This window comes from Emticicia sp. C21 (genome assembly GCF_003418935.1).
Taxonomy (GTDB): Bacteria; Bacteroidota; Bacteroidia; order Cytophagales; family Spirosomataceae; genus Emticicia.
In genome coordinates, this window is sequence record NZ_QVMT01000007.1 from 258,793 (window position 1) to 278,523 (window position 19,731).

A 19,731-nucleotide genomic window follows, 5' to 3' on the forward strand; every position below is an offset into this window, starting at 1 on the left:
GGTAATTTCGTACTTATTTTAAGGAATTACCACGATTTTAATCGTATTTTAAGCACTACATACGCTTTTTTCATTAGCTTTGCAGCTATAATCTTAGCTACTACTTCTTTTAACTTCCACAACTGTCTATGTCTACTTAACCACCTTTTGCTTTTGGCATCAATTTTGTGCCACAAGATTTAAAAGGCATTTTAACTGTTGCACTGATTTAAAAGACAACTCTTGATACCTTTAAAAATAAAGGGAAAGTGCTCTTTATGTTTATATGTTAAAAATATAAATAATACAAGAAAATACTCCTTGTGATTCTTTAAGAATATTGAACAAAATCAATATTCGACCAAAGCTGATATTTCAGTAAAATATATAATAAATGGTACCTTTAGAAAAGAATACGTGTTTTTATAAAACAATTTTCTAAGTTTTGTCATTATTATTTTCGTCAGTAAATTATAAATTTTAAAGAAATGTCGGTTTCTTTAAAATTGTACTTTAAGTACAAATGTGGATTCAATTAAAATGTTCGCTAAGCATTTATAAAAGTAATTCGTGCATTTAAAAATTAGAAGTATCATTGTCATGTCAGGAAAAAAAACAGTTCTATCACTCATTACGTGTCTCCTTGCCCTTTCCGTTTTTTTACAAACGAACGCCCAGAATTCAGCAACTGCCATAGAGTGGCAAAGATGCTATGGATGGGATAGCTGGTATGGTGATGAAGGCGTGCGAATAGCCCCTTCACAAGATGGAAACTACATAACTACCGGCAAAAAAACGCTGAACGGTTATGAATCAATCGTAGCTTCAAAAGTAAACTCCAGAGGGGAATTACTCTGGGAAACTATTATTTTTGATAACCAGATTTATACCGGATTCAGGGGTGTAGACATCATCCAAAATTCAGATGGTGGATATATTCTGATAGCAAAAGTAGTCAGTGTACAAAGGCTTAACTTTGTTAGCACAAACCTTCGTAATGTTGATAATACATTCTCTAAGGGTTATTATGATATTTTAATAACCAAACTGAATGCTCAGGGACAGAGAGTTTGGTTCAAGATATTGGGAGGTGCAGGAGAGGATATGCCTATCAGAGTTTTACCAAGCTCAGACAATAATATCATGCTTCTTGGTTATACTACTTCTGCCGACCAGGACATGAATGATTCAGGAAAGAATACCGCTTCTTATAACCGTGATATATGGGTAGCTAAAATCAGCCAGAATGGAGATATTATGTCTAAAAAATGTTTTGGCGGCAATAACGACGATCTTCCTTTTGATATGAAAAGAACATCAGATGGCAACTACGTAATTGTTGGTAGCACTAACTCTGATGATGGATCTTTAGGCCCAAACAAAGGTGCTAAAGATATCTTTACCCTTAAAATTAATGAATCACTAGCCACAATCTGGAAGAAAACCTATGGTGGAAATCAGAACGACGAAGCACGTAGTGTAATAGCCTTGCCTAATGGAGATCTCGTAGTAGGTATTGTTTCTAACTCTTTAACCGATGATTTCTTCAAAGACCCTAACAATGATTTCCCAAATAATTATCAGGAAAATGCCTGGCTATTCAAGTTAAATTCTGGTGGAAATTTTGTTGATTCAAGAATATTTGGAGGTTCTGGTAGAGATTTTATTAACGATTTGATTCTGACACGCGATGGTAGTTATGTTTTTGTAGGTTCTACTACTTCTAATAATGGAAGCATTACCGACAGAAACAGAATACCAAGCAATAACAACGACAAATTTGATGTGTTTTTGATGAAAATAAATTCAAGCTTTGATATTGTCTGGGAAAAAACCATGGGTGGTTCAGAAGATGATGAGGGCAGTGGATTAGTGGAAACAACAGATGAAACACTGATTACGACAGGTACTACAAAATCTTTTAATGGCGATGTCAATGGTAATCATGCTAGTTCACAAGACCCACGCGATATATGGCTAGTGAAATTAAGTTATCCTTGCCAACCTGAGGTAACAACCAGTATAGATTTAGTTTCTGCTAACACCGATGTAATTGCTTCTGAAAGTATTCATAGTTCAGACAGAATCAGCGACAACTCTTCGGTAAGATATTCAGCCAATAAAAATGTTGACCTTACAGCAGGTTTCAATATAGAACCGGGAAGCGTTCTGGAGGTGAATCTCCAGGGTTGTACAAATGGCACAGCAGGCATCAGCGGTATTCCGATTCAAATAAAAACTAACAATGCGTGTAGAGAGGGAGGTATGAAATTTACTTTTCATCCTTTTACTCCTGATAATGATTTATCGCAATACCGTATGTCAATTCAGAATCTTGACCCGTCAATTGAATTTAAATTTTCAGGTAATGCATTAATTACTAAAAACAATTCGCCGGATAACCATAATGCCTATTATCTGCTGACTGTTTCCCGAAATGGTTATAAAGATTTTGTAATTCAGGGTTATACCAGTACTTGTGATCATGATGATGCTCCTCTGAACTGTCCGGAAAATACGGATAATGTTATACTAGATAAGCAATATTATAATGAGGGAGATACGTTTACTGCTACCTGGACAGGTGAATTAATTCCTGACCAGACTTTAGAGTGGTATAATGATAACGTAACCATGATATCGAAAAATGGAAAAACAATGACAGGCCGTATTAACGGATTCCCAGCACATCTTCAGGCACAGCCCGGGGTATTTGCGACTTATCGTCCGTGCCATGGAGCTGTTAGGGTCGAACTCCGAAAAGTTGAATAAAACGTATATTTGGCTCATATCAAAGAACCGAAAAATAATACCTATAAAGTCCTTACTTACAGTCTGTTAAGTAAGGATTTTTTATTTCAGTTTTTCCTCATTATTTTTGTACTTTATTACCTAAATATGATATTACCTTAATACGAAGAATTGGAGAAATGCGAAGCCTGAGTTTAATTGTTATTTTATTAATTTTAACATCTACCTGTTTTAGTCAAATACAAATTAGCTTCCCTAAAGATAGAAGTGTTTTTCAAAGAAATAATCAGAACACTGCATTGGTGAATATTTCAGGGAATTTTGATGGTGAACTAGATAAAGTTGAAGCACGATTAGTGCCCGTAAAATCTACGCAGGGAGTACCGACAGACTGGACAATCATTGCTACAAAGCCCGAAGGAGGATATTTTGTTGGAGCCTTACAAGGACAAGGTGGCTGGTATACTTTGCAAGTAAGAGGTTGGTTCAATGAAAGTATTGTAATTCAAGGTTCGGTAAGCCGAGTGGGTATCGGAGAAGTTTTTATGATAGCCGGACAATCTAATGCCGAAGGTGTCTTAGACTATGGGGCGAAACCTTCTCTTGATGACCGTGTCAACTGCTTCAATTACAGAGTACAAGACAACTTATGGGATTATCCTTATTTCAGTAGTTTTTCTCATATCGAAACCAATACGATGGTTGGTCCTAAAGGGCAAGGCTCATGGTGTTGGGGAGAATTGGGTGATCATCTGGCACAACGCCTGAATGTGCCTATTTTATTTTTAAATGCTGCCTATGGTGGTAGTTCTTCTGAAAACTGGTATAGCAGTGCTCTTGGTAGACCTACGCAGAATGCTTTCCACTTACCCTATATTGGCGGGGCGCCTTATTCAGGTCTTAGAATTTCACTACAATTTTATGCTTCTTACTTGGGTATACGCGCTGTTTTATGGGAACAGGGTGAAGACGATTCTGAAACGGGCGAAGATGTTTATTATAATAATGTAAAAACAGTTATTGAAAGGAGTCGTGCTGATGCAAATAAGAATCTGAGCTGGGTGATATGCCGTACCTCGCTTAACGATTTTGCTAACGTGCACACAAACGCAAATGTTATCAGAGCGCAAAATAGATTAATTAAAGATATAGCCAATGTGTTTGAAGGCCCTTATACTGACTCTATTCAGGTGCCTCGTATAGAAGGCGTTCACTTCAAAAACCTTGGTGGTACTAATGATGGTATCTCTTCCTTAGCTAAAGCCTGGGATACAAAACTAAACGACAATTTCTTTAATAAGTCTACTCCTTTTCTTTCATCATCACTTATTACTCTACAGGCAAGTTGTCAGTTTTCAGAAACGGCAAAGCTAAGTTTACCTGGTACTTTCAGCTCTCAACGATGGTCTGATAATACTACCGAAACTTCTCTTACAGCTAATAAGGGCAGTTATTATGCCATTGCGCGCGATGGAGTAGGCAATTATTTCTTTTCAAATACTGTCAATATCAAAGATTTACCTCCTAGTACTGTTCCTTTTGCTACTTCAAAAAGAAATCCAAATTTTTGCGTAGGCGGAAATACAGAATTAGTAACCAATGACACTCACTACACCCGATTCCGTTGGAATACAGGTGAAACCAATAATTCAATCACTATTAATACTTCAGGTACATTTACTGTACGAGGTATCAATTCTTTAGATTGCTTTTCTCCTCCGTCTAATGAAGTAATTACGAGATTGTTGGCATCTCCGCCTAAACCAAATATTATTATAGGCAATGGACCAACTGTGTGTGAAGGGTCTTCGGTTATACTTTATGCCTCTGGTTTTGGAAAAAGTTTCTGGAGTACCAATGATAGTACAGGAAGTATATCATTTACAAAACCAGGCGATTATAGTGTTTCTGTAAAAGTGCGAGATGATAATGGTTGTGTATCTCCTCCTTCTGATATAATGAAAGCCAGCATTAAGCCTCGTCCTGAGCAGCCTACTATTGCACAGATTGGTGCATTCAGCTTAGAAGCTGAGCAAAAGGTTGAAAAGATTGATGCGTATGAGTGGAAAAAAGACGACGCATTCCTGACTACAAGAGCCGCTATAATAAAGTCTGCTAAACCTGGCTTTTTCACGGCAACGGCTATTAAAAACTACGCTATCAGCGGCAGTCAGACATTGGGATGTCGTTCGCTTGCGTCAAAGGCTTTTTCTTTCATTCCGAGTACTGAGATCAAAAACCTTATAGTATATCCTAACCCGGCTCCGGATGGGATTATATACCTTGAAGCCCGGGACGACCTGAGCGACTTATTATTAACAGTGTATAATGTTAGTGGGAAATTTGTTTATTCTACACTTGTGCCGTCGCTCACAGAGCGCAGACAGATAAACCTTTCTTTCTTGGAAAGTGGCAAATACATTATCCGATTGCAGAATAGCAAGTTTTCGGAGTCTAGAAATATCTGGATTGAGAAGTAGGTCTACTCTCCTACTTCTAATGATTTGCTGAAAATAGGCTCCATCCAATCTGTTGAAAGTTTCTGTACAGAAGCATTCAGCAGGGCATTCCATTGATACGAGATTTGCTCTAAATCCTGTTTTTCATAGCGATGTTCTACTATATTAAAACTATTCTTTTCGCAAAGAATCACATCAATCGGAAAGTCGACATCATTGGCACTAACACGTGTGGAATCAAAAGCTAAAAAGCCTAGTTTCAGCACCTCTTGCAGCGAAGTATTATATTTTAGATTGCGGTATAAAATGGGCTTTCCATAATTAGATTGCCCTATAATAATAAACGGAGACCCTTCAGTAACTTCTATCCAGTTACCTTCCGGATAAAGCATGTATAATTTATGTTCGTCGTCATTTTCAAGCTGCCCTCCTATTAAGGCCGACAGATTGAACGCTAATCCGGCTTCTTTCAGCGAAAACTTATCTTCTGCGGCCACTCTCTTCACCTGTTCACCAAAGGCATTAACGGCCTTATACATCTTATCAAACTTATGGTCTTGCTGCTCTAATGCTTCCTTAAAGTAAGTGATTGCTTTATCGCGAACCGAACGAAGGCCGGCCGTCATAATAAACATCGAATGATGGTTCGATTGATGAATAAATACTTTTTTATTCGTAGAAACTTCGCTACCAGAAGTGATACGTGTATCAGCTATGGCCACAAGCCCTTTAGCTACTTTTACTCCAAGACAAAAAGTCATATCATAACGTTGAGCGGATCGCCGCCTCGATTCTTAGCAATGAAAGCAGCATTCATTACCGATGTACAAAAAAACAAACACAAAAGTATAAAAAGCTAATTTAGTAATTACTATAACTAATATTTTAATTTATTGTTCAATCGGTTTTAAACCAAAATAAGTATCAAAAATATTCTTTGCTACATTATTATTTTTAATCTGAAACTCGTCTAAATATGGGTGCAACGCTTTCTCAAAAATATCTTCTACCTCTGTAAATTCTATCTCATGGCGCAGCTTACTTAATGATTTTTCAGCAGGGTTTGAATACCCTTCGGTCATTTTATGCCCTGAAATTTCGTACAAAGAAAGTTCTGCCTGACGAATACAGTAAAAAACCGACCGTGGAAAACTCTTATCTAAAACCAAAAACTCAACAATATGAGATGGATTAATGACACGATGTTCCTGACGATACATATTAAATGCTCCTACCGATTTCAGCACAGATGTCCAGATTAGTAATTCTTGTGGTGAGCCAAAGGCTTCATCATCAGGCAATAAAGTAAAATAACGTACATCTAAAAAACGTGATGTTTTATCAGCACGCTCTAAAAAACGCCCCATTCGACCAAAATGAAAAGCCTCATTGCGTGTTACTGTTGAGTCTACAATTCCCCAGAAAAGCTGGCATCCATCTCTGATTTCAGTAAAGAATTGCTGAAGCTGCTCTACATCCCAGTTTTTAGCTGATTGCGTTTCTTTAATTTTCAGATAGAAAATATTGATGTGTTCCCACATATCCTTAGTAATGCTCTCACGTATAGTACGGGCGTTTTCGCGGGCAGCTGATAAACAACTATAGATAGAGTTGGGGTTACGTTTATCAAAAGTCATGAAGTCAATCACATTATTACGATTAGCCCGACTATGATATTCAAAAAAACTATAGTTATCAGCAGTAGCAATGAGTAGGGGTTCCCATTGTTCTGTTAAAATACCGGGAGCATCAAGGGCAAGGTTCAGATTTACACTTACAAAGCGGGAATAATTTTCTGCCCGCTCTATATAGCGACTTATCCAATAAATGGAATTGGCAACACGACTCAACATAATATTCTTTGGTTTTTATTGATGGTAGCCAAAGATAGTAAACGAATTTTGAAATGCAAGCAAAATATTATGAAGATTCCGTTTGTATATATAGGATAAATATTAGCAATGAAAAATTCACTACTTATAGGTATTTTATTTTACTTTCTCCTATATTAGCTTTGTCATAAAATTGCGCCGAACTGACAAACCACAACGATTATTAAAATCACTTATCCACTTCTTTAGACTTTACCTTTTATTTATTTTTCTATGCAAAAAATCAGAGTTTTAATTGCTGATGATCACGTTATTGTTGCCGAAAGTTTAGGTTTTTTAATTGATACTATAAATGGGATTGAAGTAGTAGGAATAAAAAATAGTGGTCTACAAGTGTTAAAGTTTTTAGAAAGTGAGGAAACTGACATTATACTGATTGATTATCACATGCCACTCATGAATGGCATAGAAACCACTATGCGAGTTAGGGAAAAATATCCTGATGTACGTATAATGCTATTAACCATGTCTGAAGAGCCTGCTATTATTAAAGAAGCTTTGACCGCCGGAGCCTCAGGATACATTGTTAAGAAGATAGAAAAAGCCGAACTAGAAACGGCTATTAAAACTGTGGCAAGCGGAAAAAAATATTTGAGTGATGAAGCCGTAATGCGACTGGCTGAAATTCCGAATCTGAATACTCCAAGTGGTAGAGAGGAAATAAGCGAAAATATTCCAATTACTCCAAGAGAAATAGAGATTCTGAAACTGATAGTACAAGAATTTTCGAATGCTGAAATAGCCCAAAAAATATATATCAGCCCTACTACAGTTGAAACCCATAGAAGGAATCTGATGAAGAAACTAGGGGTTAATACGGCTCTTGGGTTGTATAAGTATGCCATGAAACATGGCTTAATTGATTGAGTCGAATACAGTTTTATTATCCTGACACAAGGTACTTACCTTAGACTGAAATCTTTAAGTAAATCACTTAATTTATTTAATAGACTCCTATTGCAGGGCTCTAATAGATTTTATTTGCTCAATAGCGCACTAAAACAATTTTTTAATATTTAAACCCTTATAAAATCATGACTTTAGAAGAAATCATTGAACGCTTAAGAAACTCTTCACAAACTGTTGAAGATGCTGTAACTAATAATTCACTATCCGCAATTCTCGACGAATTATCCGGTTTGAAAGTTCTTACTGTTGAACTAAGAGGAGTAGGAGTTGTAGGAGATGTAGTAAACAGTACTACTAAAAAATGCGCCTACTTTAATGAGTCACCTGAAGGAATCGGTATTACGTTTGACAAAAAGGATTTTGTAAGTTGGGATGGTTCTTCTCTTCTGGTTCTTTTGGATAGAAAAGAAAATGTTTCTGCCATTAATAAAACAGAAGGTAAGCAACTATTCGACGCAGCTGACATTTTCGCAGCGCTTGGGAGAGAAGAGCTGGTTACTTATACTCATGGCCACTTATAAATTATTGCTTTATACGGCTATCATTCCCCAAAAAGTTAAATGCGTATAATAGTATTTTAAATCAAGTAATTATGTGGCTTATAACAGGATATAGTGTGTTTCAATATATAATAAACCATCCAAATCGGGATACAAATATTGGATATAGTTCTTTAAAGGATGGAAAATTAAAAATAAGAGAGCATTTTAAAACTAGTAGAAATAATGTTTTTAAGGTACAATCTCCGCAAAAGACGCTTATTCTGAAACAGCCACATAATACTGATAAAAGATTCTTAAAAACTATTAAAAACGAGGCTGACTTCTATACTTTCCTCAAAGAAAAATCTATTTTCTTGTCTTCTGTAGGTGATTTTAATTATTTTGATACGGCAAACAATATATTGATTTTTGAAACGAATGCCGACTACGAAGCAATTGAAAGTAGTATCTTTCTAAATTTGAATAATAGTTTCTTCTATATTGATAAGTTCGCAGAAACCCTGTTCAATATTCACAATGAACTACAGAATCATAGTGCTTACTTAACTAGTTATTTTCATGTATTTAAGCCGAAATTACTAATTCGGGATGAAAGGAATCTTCTTTTAGAAAGAATAAAAAAACTAGAAAGCAAATCATTAAGAGATATAGCTGATAAAATAGAATCTATTGAAAACATTCTTGATGCTATCAAATGGAAAGACTACGAAACAATAATTCATTGTGATGCAAAATATCAGAACTTCATTTTTAATCCATTTCTACGTACAAGTAATTTTAAATTAATTGATTGGGAAATGGCGGCAATTGGTGATAGTGACTGGGATGTTGCCGTTTTTTGTTCTATATTTCTTAAAGACACGAAGATTAAAGGCAATTCATTGATTAATCCTAATCTTACAATCAGCGCATCGCTTCAAATCATTAAAAGGCTTATTACTACTTATTATCATCAGAAGTTTTCTACTAAGCTCCCACCTGATACTCCTTATTTAAAGAAAATTCTTCAATTAGCTGTAATCAACATTATTGAAAACCATATAGTTAAAATTTTAATCAATGGTAATCAAGAAGATCATCAAGTTGTTTTTGATTTGGTTGACCTAATTGAAAGAAACAATGATGAAAATTTTTATTTAAACTATCTGCCACAATGAAATCTGTTACTATCTGTCTTCAAGAAATATTAGATCGAATAAAGGAAGTAGATTTTTTTGCTAATTCAATTACTTTTAAATCATCAAATTCGAGTTCTTCTACTGCTGTAAGAGTACTACTAAGCGAAGAATACTATAGTACATTTAGAGAATATTATACTATTACTAATGCTTTACATCAATTTATTTATAAAATTTACAGTCATTGCGATAAGGATATTAGTTTGTATCTGGATAATACTCCTACTGATGACTTTAATAGCTATTTTAAAGAAAACAGACCTGTTAAAGAATTATTCTGGCAGAGTTCATACTGGCAGTATGATAGCCAGTTTGGTCTTTTAAGAAAAGAAAGCATAAAAAAACTTGAAACTAAGGGCAGATATTACGAAAAGGAATTAATAAACGATACCAATACGCTCGATGGCAAACCCTATCAGAATGCCGAAAAGATTCATCCTACTCATACATTTAATGATATGAGTGAAGATAACAAACAGCGGTATAATTGGATAAATGGCAAATATGACTTTGTCGATGATTATTTCATCAGATTCTATTGGAATTTTTATCCTGACAAAAAAATTATAACAAAATTTCTTAAAGCTATTCAAACCAGTTTTGATAATAGTAGAATCCCCTTTCAATTTAAATTTCTGTGTGATATAAATGACTATAAGGCTCATTCTGATGTAGGTGTTCTGTACTTACCCAGAAAACACATTCTTATTTGTTTAGAAATAGTTAGAGATATTCATAAAGAATTTATTGACGAAAAATTCTTTGTAGACAATTCTCCTATGTATACTTACTCCCTTGCTAAGGGCCTTAGCTTTGGCGAAAATCCTGACGATAGACGCTATACAAGTTTTGGCAGCTATCGTGCCATACATATTGCTATGGCAATTATTGATTTTCATACTATTCAAAAGAAAAAAGAATTACCAACTGTTGATGACATCATTAAGTCGCTTAATAAGAATAATGCTAATTGGAGCAATAGATTCTATGTAAATGAATTCTCAAATTTTCACTATAGTGAAGAATTTAGGTTTTTCGAAAGGACTTACAAATATAATAAACAGCTGATTATAACACCTCCGAGCGACTTATCTATAAAAAATGATTGGCTTTATGAAAATAGAGACAGTAAAACAAAAAAATACTTACAGACAGCTGTACAAATTGGAAATATGCTTTGTAAAGAAGCTATCTGGTATGATCCTAAAGACTACATGAGAGATCCAAATACTGCTGGCGCTAAATATCATAATGAATCATATAACTATCCTCTTAATTGTAATTGGATGAGTTTTAATGAAACCATTGTTAATAGTTTATCAGATAAAATAGGGTATCAATTTGTGGCACTTAATGAAACTTTCGTAGAGGGGCGTCTGGGTGTGGCGTTTTTCTTAAGAAAGTTATATAGGGCGTACAAAGATGAAACACTTTACAGGACGAGCTATCGAGCACTAGAAGGAGCCTTAAATCAATTACCTGAAAAGCCAGACAGTAAATATATTGACCAACTAGGCTGGGTAATTAATGAAATGGAGGATAAACAAACCCTAAAGGTAGAATTCTTTAAAAAAGCAAAAGCAATTGCCAAAAATAGTGGCCCTTTTAACATAGAAATAAAAAGAAGGCCTAATGCCTGGAGAAAAGTAAAGTTTAAGGATTTAATTGATAAAGTAGTAAGTACTGATAAATTCATCTTATCGGAAGAAGAATTAAAAATAGTTGATGAACTACTTAAAGAGTATTTTGATGTAGAACGCCCTTTTGGCAATGCTTTAGGTACCGATGAATTTTGTGCTACAATTAAGGATGGATATGCCCTATTAGGATATTTTTTCTTGCGTTTATATGATTCAAAATCATTTCGGGCGCTTCCTTTTGACTTTTGTTAAGAATTGATTTCGATTATAATTTCAGTAGTCCAAAGTTTACTACTTTTGAAATCAACCTTTCCATTAATCGCCTCAAGGCGGGCTTTAAGGTTCTTCAATCCTGTTCCATTTGTTGCTGAAGTACTTGAAATGCCTTTTCCATTGTCTTTAATTATTAAAGTATTCTGTTTATCATCAATTGTTAATCTAACTTCTGCCTGAGTAGCTTCTGAGTGTTTTAGAATATTATTAATTAACTCCATACAGATACCATATAATTCCAGAGCAATTCGCTTGTCAAGGTTTTGAAAGTCTCCTTTTGAAATCAGATTAATATGAAGTTTGCCGCTTTGATTTACATCTTTGCAAAGTTTTCTGATGGCTTCAACTAAACCTTTCTCTTCAAATTCGGCAGGTAACATATTGTGTGAGATAAGACGTACTTCGGCATAGGCATTTTTCATCATGCCTAATATTCCATCATATATATTTCTCTCTTTCTCAGTCAGGTTGCTCCCATTTAGCGCCTCTAGTCTCCATTTAATTGCTGATAGCGTTCCACCCAGATTATCATGCAATTCTATCGCTACTCTTTTACGCTCAATACTTTGTCCTTTAAATAGTGCCTCAAGTATTTCCTCATTTTTTTTCACAAGTTCTTCATTTACCTTTGATAACTCCTGAGTTCTTTCCTGTACTTTTCTTTCTAGATCTTTATTAAAATTTTCTATAATAGCCTTTTGAGATCGTATTTGTCTGCTTTTATAGAATAACGACCTATATAGTAGTAAAATAACCGCAATTATGATTATTGTAGTTATTATACCAATAGCCAGAATAGTATTCTCATTTTTTTGTTCTTCTGTTTTTATATTCAATCCTTCTATTTGTTGAAGTTGTTTTTCAGATTGATAATCAAGGATAATAAATCTATTGAGTTGATAATTCTTAATTGAATCTTCGTAAAGCCTGGCTTTAATATAGCTATTCAAATAAGAGAAAGCCAAATCTTTTCTATTTAGTTTTACATAAATATCAGATAAGTTTTTAGAGATTTCTGCAACTACCATATTATCTGCAGTTTCTCTGTTATCATACGCTTTTTCTCCCCAGAAAAGTGCGGCATTTAAGTCTCCCTTTAAAAGGTAAATCTGAGAAATTTCATACGCTATAAAGGTAATTCTATCTTTATAGCCATCGTCTATATTAATTGCCTTTTTTAATCTTTCCAAAGCTAAATCATATTGTTGGGTCTGCATATATACTTTGGCACTATTTATTAAAGTGGCAGTTGTTACTTTATTACTCTTCACTAATCTATTAGCGAGTTCGCATTTATTAAGGTATTCCAGTGTTTTTTCATAATCTTTTTGTTCGAAATATGTAATAGCAATGTTATTTATACTCATTAAGTAGTCTTCTTTTGTGCCATATTTATTGCATAAGTCTGAATGTAGCTTACAGTATTTCAATGCGTTCGTTAAATCATCAAGCTTAGTATAATTAAATGAAATCATAAGGTAAACTTTAATTAAATCTTTATAGCTTTTTAAGTCTTCGGCAATGTGTAATGCTTTAAAAAGATATTCTGATGCCCTTAAAGATTGGCTTTTATAATAGTCGGCCAAAATTATATTGGCCTTTAGTATCCCTCTTTTAAAATTTATTTTTTGAGAATAAGTAAGTGTTTCCTTTAATAATAATAATGAAGAATCTACATTTTCCTTTAACCCTTTTTCCCCTAACTCACACAATACTTGTATCCGTATAGTATCACTAGCAAAAGATACTCCTTGTGCAGAAAGTCCAGCTAAAACTTTCTTCAAACTATCTGTTTTTTGCTTATAAATTTGTTGGCTAAAAGTATTTATTGCGCACAGCAATAAAATGAGAAAAAAAGCATACTTTTTCATAATAGATTTGGATAAGGTCAGGTATAAGGTAAAAATTCCAGGGTCATAAATTTGTTATTTTAAATATAAGTAAGATTATTATGTGTTTCCCATAGTGACTCCGGAACAGATATGACTATCCGGGAACCTTCATTTGCGGCACTTATAATACTAAGTTTAGCATTTATCCTCTCCAATCTATTATTAATATTTTTGAGTCCTTTCCCATTATTATTCAAAGTATCACTAAAGCCTTTACCATTATCTTTAACAATTACTTCTAAATCTCCACCTTCTTTTTCTCTTAGAATCACTGCTACTTCTGTTGCTTCGGCATGTTTGATACTGTTATTAATAGTCTCAAAACAGCAGATATACAGTTCAAGCGCTACATCTTGTCTAATTACTTTATATAGACTTGAATTATCAAGCAAAAATGTTGTTTTTGATAAGCTAGATGAGGTATTCAAATCTGTTACGAATTTCTCTAAGGCACCTATCAAACCTCGTTCCTCAAACTCAGCTGGTAACATATTATGAGAAATCAGCCGAATTTCTCCATATGCTTTATGCATATTTCTTAATATACCATCATAAATTTTCTTCTCCTTTTCTGATAGGCTATTTCTATCTAAAGCTTCGAAACGCCACTTTAGTGCAGAAAGCGTACTTCCAATATTGTCATGCAGTTCAGAGGCTACCCTTTCACGTTCCATTGTCTGGCCCTTTAACATTGCCTCTTTTATCTCCTGGTTCTTTTTTATAAGCTCTTTATTGGCATTCATTAATTCTTCCGTTCTAACCGCCACCTTATTTTCGAGTGAACCATTCAATTGTTGAATATCGGTTTTTTGTATCTCAATCAGTTTATTTTTATTAGAAAGTGATCGAGAGTATACTGCAATAATTATAACTAATAATAATAAAGATATCATTCCCCCTGTCATCATTCTTCCTCTGCTTTGCCTTTCTTGAATATTCAGATTTAACCCGGCTATCCTTTCATTACTTTTTTCATTCTCATAATCTAACTGAACCAGACGAAGAAGTTGTGCATTTTTTACAGAGTCTTCTGCCAGACTAATTTTTGTATAGTCTTTATGATATTTATAAGCTAAATGTAAATTTCCAATCCTTTCATGAATTTTAGAGAGTGTTTTTGCTAAATCTCTGTTCATTCTAGCACTAGTTCTTGCTATATTATTTTGAGCCAGGTTTGCATACCTAAGTGCTTCTTTATTATTATTTTGCAATAAATAGACTTTGGCTATTTCATTCCCTACAAAAGCGATTCTATCGATATAATTATCTTCAATTCTAATAGCTTTTTTAAATCTTTCCAGTGCTTCATCATAATTTTTTAATTCAACCTGTGTTTTTCCAATATTAATTAGCGCTGCTGTCTGGGCTTTAGCACTATTTAAATCTTTATTAAGGCTATCACATAACCTAAAGTAACGCAATGCATGGATATAATCTTTTTTACTAAAATAGAGTGTCCCAATGCTATTTAGACTTAAAAGATAAGCTTCTGTTTTTCCTGCTATTTTACACATAGCAGCGTATTTCTTGAAATAAGTTAAAGACCTATTATAATCGCCCATACTCATATATGCCTCAGCAAGCCTATTTGTTATATATCCTATTTCGGAAGATAATTTGAGTCGCTCTGCAATTACTAAAGCTTTAAACCAATACTCTATGGCTTTGGCAGGTAAAAATTGTATAGAATAATATTGTCCAAATTGTATATACGTTTTTAATAGGCCCAAGTTATAGTTACTCGCTTTTGCAAGAGTCAGTGCTTTTTGTAGATAATAAATAGTAGAATCACTTTTAAGTTTGATAAACTCTTTACCTAATTGACAGTAAATATTTACTAATGTAGTATCAACAACTTTACTTGTAGCAGATAAAATCAAGCGTAAACTATCAATTTGTTTTTTTGATTGAGCTGATAGGCTAGTAACGCCCAAGCAAAGCAGAGTTAAAAGTATAAGTTTTTTCATTTAGTCATAAGCTATAGCAATTTCGCATTGAAAGTACAGATTTTTATTTGATAATTTATTACTCGTTTCATTAAAAATACTGTCAAGACAGTAGACAATATACTGGTAATGGAGTATTGAACAATTTAGAGGTATCTATGAACTTTGTATCATTAACCGAAGGCTCCAAAATGACCCTTGCTATGACACCCAAAACCAAACTTTTCCTTGCAGATAGCTATTCCTTATTTTTGGAAGGACTATCTATTATCCTTGCTTCATCAGAGAAATTCGAAATAACGGGTATTGCCCATAATCAACAAGAACTACTAGCTGGATTAAAAAAAACTACTCCTGACATTTTGTTGATTGACTTTAACCTGATATTCCAGGGCAATATCCCGTTTATTCAGAATTTAAAAGGCAACTATGCCAATAAAATTCTAATCCTATATGATTCCATAAGCCTGAATCTACTTAAAAAACTTCAGATAGATGCTGATGGCTTTTTGCCAAAGACATCAAATAGTACTCAACTTCATAATACAATTGAAGAGGTACATCAGGGTAAGAAGAATTGTTTTTCTTTTAAAAATAATTACGTTTATTCTATCACGCCATTTCAGCAGGAATTAATTAATCGATACAGCCTTACAGACAGAGAAGTGGAAGTAATTAAACTGATAGCACTTGAATTCTCTTCCTTCGAAATTGCGAATAAGCTATGTGTGAGTGAGTTTACGGTAGATACCTATAGGAAAAACATTACGCGCAAATTAAATGCGCGTAATGTAGCAAGTATAGTCAATTTTGCGCATCGCTGGGAGCTGGTCTGACTCTCGCAAAAATATGTATTATCGGATAATTTAATTTCACTGTTTATTAAAATCGAGTCTTATAAAGATGGCTTTATTAAGCTATCATTGACATCAAACCAAAAAAATGAATACAGCACCATCAAACCGTGTGCACATAGCCGGAGAGCTATATGTACAGCCTGTTAACGTAATTAAGTTAGTTGCCTCAATTAACTATACAACTATTTATTTAGTCGATGGGAAACAATATATGGTGGCACTTACTATAAGTAGAGTACTCCAAGTGCTTCTTCCTCATGGGCAATTCATAAGAACTCATAGGAGAAATGTAATTAATCTGGCTTACGTGCTTCAGCAAACTTCCAATGGTCTTTTATTAAAAAATAATGAAACAATCGACTGGTCTCGAAGACGAAGGAAGGAAATAAAAACCAGACTCAGAGAATTAAACTAATTAATCTCTACTCGCCAAAAGCACCTTTAGAAGTCTTAAAGGTGCTTTTTTATGATCGCTTCAATTTGCTGTCTCCGATATAAAAGTTTTTTTTTAAATTGCTTGCCTGATAGAAGCGAAAGCTACTGCATATAAGACCTTTATCTCTACCATCAATGAAGCTTTTTAAGAAAATATTATTTGGTTTATTAATACTCGTTGTTTTAATATCAATTGGCATCTTCCTCTGGTTAAATAGCTTTAAACCTGATTTAAATACAGAATTACAATTAAAAGGACTCAAAAATCCGGTTGAGGTTTTGTATGATGATTATGGTGTGCCGCACATCTATGCACAAAATGAAGAAGATTTATTCTATGCCTTTGGGTATGTGCATGCGCAAGACCGCCTGTTTCAGATGGAACTTCTCCGACGCCTGGCTGATGGTAGATTAGCCGAGCTTTTTGGTAAAGATGCGCTAGCTTCAGATAAATTCTTCCGTACTCTAGGCTTACGCAAACACGCCAGATGGACAATTGACTCTTTAGTAAAAAAGAACCATGATGCCCCTTTTGTAAAAGCCTCAGAAGCTTATATTAAAGGTATCAATGAATATATTCAACAAGGTAAAACGCCTCTTGAATTTACACTAGCCAGTATTCCTAAAACACCTTTTACTATAGAAGATACTTATATTATTGCCGGCTATATGGGTTTCACTTTTGCCGAAGCTTTCAGGTCTGAGTCTATTGCTACTTTAATCCACAGTAAATATGGAGATACTTATCTGAAAGATGTCTGGTCTCAATGGCCAAAGGGTGAGCCGATTATTCCTGTACAAGCAGGGGATTCTGTAGCAAAAGCAGCTAAGGCTTTAGCAATGATGGCTAATCAATTGGCTAATATAGAAAAAACAGCCCCTTTCCCACCCTATCATGGCTCCAATGGCTGGGTCATTAGTGGTACTAAAACAAAGTCTGGTAAGCCGATTTTATCTAACGATACCCATATTGGTTTCTCACAACCCTCTGTCTGGTACGAAGCCCATATTGAATGTCCGAATTTTAAATTCTATGGTAATTTCTTAGCCGGAACGCCTCTGGCAACTTTAGGTCACTCACAATACGGCGGTTGGGGGCTAACCATGTTTGAGAACGATGATGTTGATTTTTTCAGAGAAAAAGCAAATCCACAAAACCCGAATCAGGTTTGGTATAAAGATCACTGGGAAGATTTGAAAGTATATGAAGAAAACATTAAAGTAAAAGGTGAAACAGATGTAAAAATTGCAATCAAAAGCTCTCGTCATGGCATTTTGATGAATGATAGTTTTGACCAAATGGCCGACCAGAAAGAGCCTATTGCTATGTGGTGGGTATTTAATCAATTTCCAAGTCATTTTTTAGAGATTTTTTACGAGATGTCTCATGCCAAAAATGCGACAGAAGCTAGTAAAGCTGTAAGTAAACTGGCAGCACCCGGATTAAATTTTATGTGGGCAGATACCGAAGGTAATATTGCCTGGTGGGCAGCTGCCAAATTACCTAAGCGACCGGCACACATAAATTCGATGCTGATTTTAGATGGTTCAACTGGTAACGATGATCCAACGGGTTGGTATGATTTCTCGCAAAATCCACAGATTCTGAATCCACAGAGAGGAGTTTTATATACTGCTAATAATCAACCTGCCGACATGGGTACTGGATTTGTACCCGGTTATTATGTACCGGGAGACAGAGCCCGACGCATTGAACAATTATTATTCACTGATAAAAAAGACTGGACACAAGAAGAAGTACGGAAGATTATTAACGATGTTACCTCTCCTGGTTATAAAGGTTTATTAAAAGATATTATCCCTATTATTTTTGCGGAAGAATTATCGCCATTGGCTAAAAAATCAATTGCAAAACTAATTTCCTGGGGTGGCACACATGGCTTAGAAGAGGTCGAACCAACTATTTTCTACCGATTTGTCTACTATATACTGGCAAATACAGTAAAAGATGAACTAGGTAATGAAGTTTTCAAGGCTCTTGAACATAACGTCAATTTCAAAAGAAATATGATCGCCTTAATCAAGAAAGAGGATTCTCCTTGGTGGGATAATATCCATACTAAAGAACGGGAAACTCGCCGACAAGTGCTCACCAAGTCTTTGAATGATGCAGTAGCAAGCCTTGAAAAACAATTAGGTAATAATATAGACCAATGGCAGTGGAAAAATGTACATACACTTACGCATAAACATCCGCTGGGAATTCTGCCTGTAGTTGGAAGTTTCTTTAATGTTGGCCCATTTCCAGCGCCAGGTGGGCGAGAAACCATCAATAACTTAGATTTTCCGATTGATTCTACTGGCAACTATGAAGTAAGCTACGGCCCTGCGCTACGCCGGATTGTTGATTTTGGCAACCCTAAGCAGGGCAGAAGTGTACTACCTACAGGCCAGTCTGGCAATGTTATGAGCAAGCACTATGACGACCAGGCTCGCCTATTTGTGGAGGGTGGCTCACGCGCTGAGTTAATGAACAGAACCGAAATTGAAAAAGTACAAACAGGGAAAATCGTTTTTAGACCCTGATTAATGGGCAATATGCAATTCGTGAAATTTTAACAGCGCCTGGTAAGTCAGGCCTATTTCTTTTCGTTGTTGCTTAATGATATTGTAAATTCGCGAGGGTAAAAAACCGTCACCTATCTGCAATATGGTATCGTAAGCAATGACAGTTTCATCGTCGGCTTTTTTACACTCTTCTACAATAGCCACGTCATCTTTTGTAGTAAATATATCTTTGAGGTCGAGCCATATTCTACGCCAGGCAGCTTCAGTACTGGTGTCATCTGCTACTTCCTCGCCTAAATCTTTAATTTCTCGTTGCAATTCTCTGGCGTAGCCTCCTCTTCTTTCTGCTTCGTCGAGCATGGCCTTGCGTAATTGATCATTCTCTACATTGCCTGCAGCATCGTTATACACCTCTTGGGCATCAAGATTATGAATAATAATATAATTCACTTCTCTTACTATTTTCGCGTTTTCCATAGTCGTATGAA

14 protein-coding genes are annotated in these 19,731 nt (G+C 34.9%); 9 read left to right on the forward strand and 5 right to left on the reverse strand.

Annotated features, from left to right (window positions below; genetic code table 11):
- Positions 1-579 precede the first annotated feature (579 nt).
- The gene (locus tag D0T08_RS17660) at positions 580-2,751 is read left to right on the forward strand and encodes a 3-coathanger stack domain-containing protein (RefSeq protein WP_116983995.1); all 2,172 of its coding nucleotides are present in this window, start codon (positions 580-582) and stop codon (positions 2,749-2,751) included.
- Between the two features lie 281 nt (positions 2,752-3,032).
- Complete coding sequence (locus tag D0T08_RS17665; protein WP_158561286.1) at positions 3,033-5,210, forward strand: sialate O-acetylesterase; 2,178 nt, start codon at positions 3,033-3,035, stop codon at positions 5,208-5,210.
- A gap of 2 nt (positions 5,211-5,212) precedes the next feature.
- On the opposite strand, the gene D0T08_RS17670 is transcribed toward D0T08_RS17665, so the two are convergent.
- Entirely contained in the window at positions 5,213-5,950 is a 738-nt protein-coding gene (locus tag D0T08_RS17670) for a peptidase (RefSeq protein WP_116983997.1), read from the reverse strand.
- Positions 5,951-6,079: 129 nt separating this feature from the next.
- Positions 6,080-7,042: an alpha-E domain-containing protein gene (locus D0T08_RS17675; protein ID WP_116983998.1), complete on the reverse strand. Its 963-nt coding sequence runs from the start codon at positions 7,040-7,042 to the stop codon at positions 6,080-6,082.
- A 252-nt stretch (positions 7,043-7,294) separates the two neighbouring features.
- Here D0T08_RS17675 and D0T08_RS17680 point away from each other — a divergent pair, with 252 nt between their 5' ends.
- The 4 genes from D0T08_RS17680 (at position 7,295) to D0T08_RS17695 (ending at position 11,563) form a co-directional block, all read left to right on the forward strand.
- The gene (locus D0T08_RS17680) at positions 7,295-7,948 is read left to right on the forward strand and encodes a response regulator transcription factor (RefSeq protein WP_116983999.1); all 654 of its coding nucleotides are present in this window, start codon (positions 7,295-7,297) and stop codon (positions 7,946-7,948) included.
- 167 nt (positions 7,949-8,115) lie between these two features.
- Positions 8,116-8,511 carry a hypothetical protein gene (locus tag D0T08_RS17685; protein ID WP_116984000.1) on the forward strand — a complete coding sequence of 132 codons (396 nt, stop codon included), beginning with the start codon at positions 8,116-8,118 and terminating at the stop codon, positions 8,509-8,511.
- A 71-nt stretch (positions 8,512-8,582) separates the two neighbouring features.
- Entirely contained in the window at positions 8,583-9,650 is a 1,068-nt protein-coding gene (locus D0T08_RS17690) for a phosphotransferase (RefSeq protein ID WP_116984001.1), read from the forward strand.
- Complete coding sequence (locus D0T08_RS17695) at positions 9,647-11,563, forward strand: T3SS effector HopA1 family protein (RefSeq protein ID WP_116984002.1); 1,917 nt, start codon at positions 9,647-9,649, stop codon at positions 11,561-11,563. Before D0T08_RS17690 ends, D0T08_RS17695 begins: the two co-directional genes overlap by 4 nt.
- Here the strand turns inward: D0T08_RS17695 and D0T08_RS17700 are convergent.
- Both D0T08_RS17700 and D0T08_RS17705 read right to left on the reverse strand, forming a co-directional pair.
- Positions 11,560-13,455, reverse strand: coding sequence for a sensor histidine kinase (locus tag D0T08_RS17700; RefSeq protein ID WP_116984003.1), 1,896 nt, complete (start codon positions 13,453-13,455; stop codon positions 11,560-11,562). The two genes, D0T08_RS17695 and D0T08_RS17700, sit on opposite strands and share 4 nt — an antisense overlap.
- Before the next feature lie 59 nt (positions 13,456-13,514).
- A complete protein-coding gene (locus tag D0T08_RS17705) occupies positions 13,515-15,443 on the reverse strand; it encodes a histidine kinase (RefSeq protein ID WP_116984004.1) in 1,929 nt (642 codons plus the stop codon).
- A gap of 137 nt (positions 15,444-15,580) precedes the next feature.
- On the opposite strand from D0T08_RS17705, the gene D0T08_RS17710 reads away from it, so the two are divergent.
- The 3 genes from D0T08_RS17710 to D0T08_RS17720 all read left to right on the forward strand — a co-directional run bounded on the left by D0T08_RS17710 (position 15,581) and on the right by D0T08_RS17720 (position 19,261).
- Complete coding sequence (locus tag D0T08_RS17710) at positions 15,581-16,258, forward strand: response regulator transcription factor (protein WP_116984005.1); 678 nt, start codon at positions 15,581-15,583, stop codon at positions 16,256-16,258.
- A 106-nt stretch (positions 16,259-16,364) separates the two neighbouring features.
- Positions 16,365-16,694, forward strand: a complete 330-nt coding sequence (locus D0T08_RS28240) for a LytTR family transcriptional regulator DNA-binding domain-containing protein (protein WP_116984006.1) — start codon at positions 16,365-16,367, stop codon at positions 16,692-16,694.
- 155 nt (positions 16,695-16,849) lie between these two features.
- Complete coding sequence (locus D0T08_RS17720) at positions 16,850-19,261, forward strand: penicillin acylase family protein (RefSeq protein ID WP_116984007.1); 2,412 nt, start codon at positions 16,850-16,852, stop codon at positions 19,259-19,261.
- Here the strand turns inward: D0T08_RS17720 and D0T08_RS17725 are convergent, their stop codons facing one another.
- Entirely contained in the window at positions 19,262-19,720 is a 459-nt protein-coding gene (locus D0T08_RS17725; RefSeq protein WP_116984008.1) for a PA2169 family four-helix-bundle protein, read from the reverse strand.
- Between the last annotated feature and the right edge of the window lie 11 nt (positions 19,721-19,731).

What these genes read in the sequence shown, in the direction of transcription:
- D0T08_RS17660 (WP_116983995.1), top strand. Translation starts at nt 580, where the DNA reads ATGTCAGGAAAAAAAACAGTTCTATCACTCATTACGTGTCTCCTTGCC.
- D0T08_RS17685 (WP_116984000.1), top strand. Translation starts at nt 8,116, where the DNA reads ATGACTTTAGAAGAAATCATTGAACGCTTAAGAAACTCTTCACAAACT.
- D0T08_RS17695 (WP_116984002.1), top strand. Translation starts at nt 9,647, where the DNA reads ATGAAATCTGTTACTATCTGTCTTCAAGAAATATTAGATCGAATAAAG.
- D0T08_RS17700 (WP_116984003.1), bottom strand. Translation starts at nt 13,455, where the DNA reads ATGAAAAAGTATGCTTTTTTTCTCATTTTATTGCTGTGCGCAATAAAT.
- D0T08_RS17675 (WP_116983998.1), bottom strand. Translation starts at nt 7,042, where the DNA reads ATGTTGAGTCGTGTTGCCAATTCCATTTATTGGATAAGTCGCTATATA.
- D0T08_RS17725 (WP_116984008.1), bottom strand. Translation starts at nt 19,720, where the DNA reads ATGGAAAACGCGAAAATAGTAAGAGAAGTGAATTATATTATTATTCAT.
- D0T08_RS17690 (WP_116984001.1), top strand. Translation starts at nt 8,583, where the DNA reads ATGTGGCTTATAACAGGATATAGTGTGTTTCAATATATAATAAACCAT.
- D0T08_RS17705 (WP_116984004.1), bottom strand. Translation starts at nt 15,443, where the DNA reads ATGAAAAAACTTATACTTTTAACTCTGCTTTGCTTGGGCGTTACTAGC.
- D0T08_RS17680 (WP_116983999.1), top strand. Translation starts at nt 7,295, where the DNA reads ATGCAAAAAATCAGAGTTTTAATTGCTGATGATCACGTTATTGTTGCC.
- D0T08_RS28240 (WP_116984006.1), top strand. Translation starts at nt 16,365, where the DNA reads ATGAATACAGCACCATCAAACCGTGTGCACATAGCCGGAGAGCTATAT.
- D0T08_RS17710 (WP_116984005.1), top strand. Translation starts at nt 15,581, where the DNA reads ATGAACTTTGTATCATTAACCGAAGGCTCCAAAATGACCCTTGCTATG.
- D0T08_RS17720 (WP_116984007.1), top strand. Translation starts at nt 16,850, where the DNA reads ATGAAGCTTTTTAAGAAAATATTATTTGGTTTATTAATACTCGTTGTT.
- D0T08_RS17670 (WP_116983997.1), bottom strand. Translation starts at nt 5,950, where the DNA reads ATGACTTTTTGTCTTGGAGTAAAAGTAGCTAAAGGGCTTGTGGCCATA.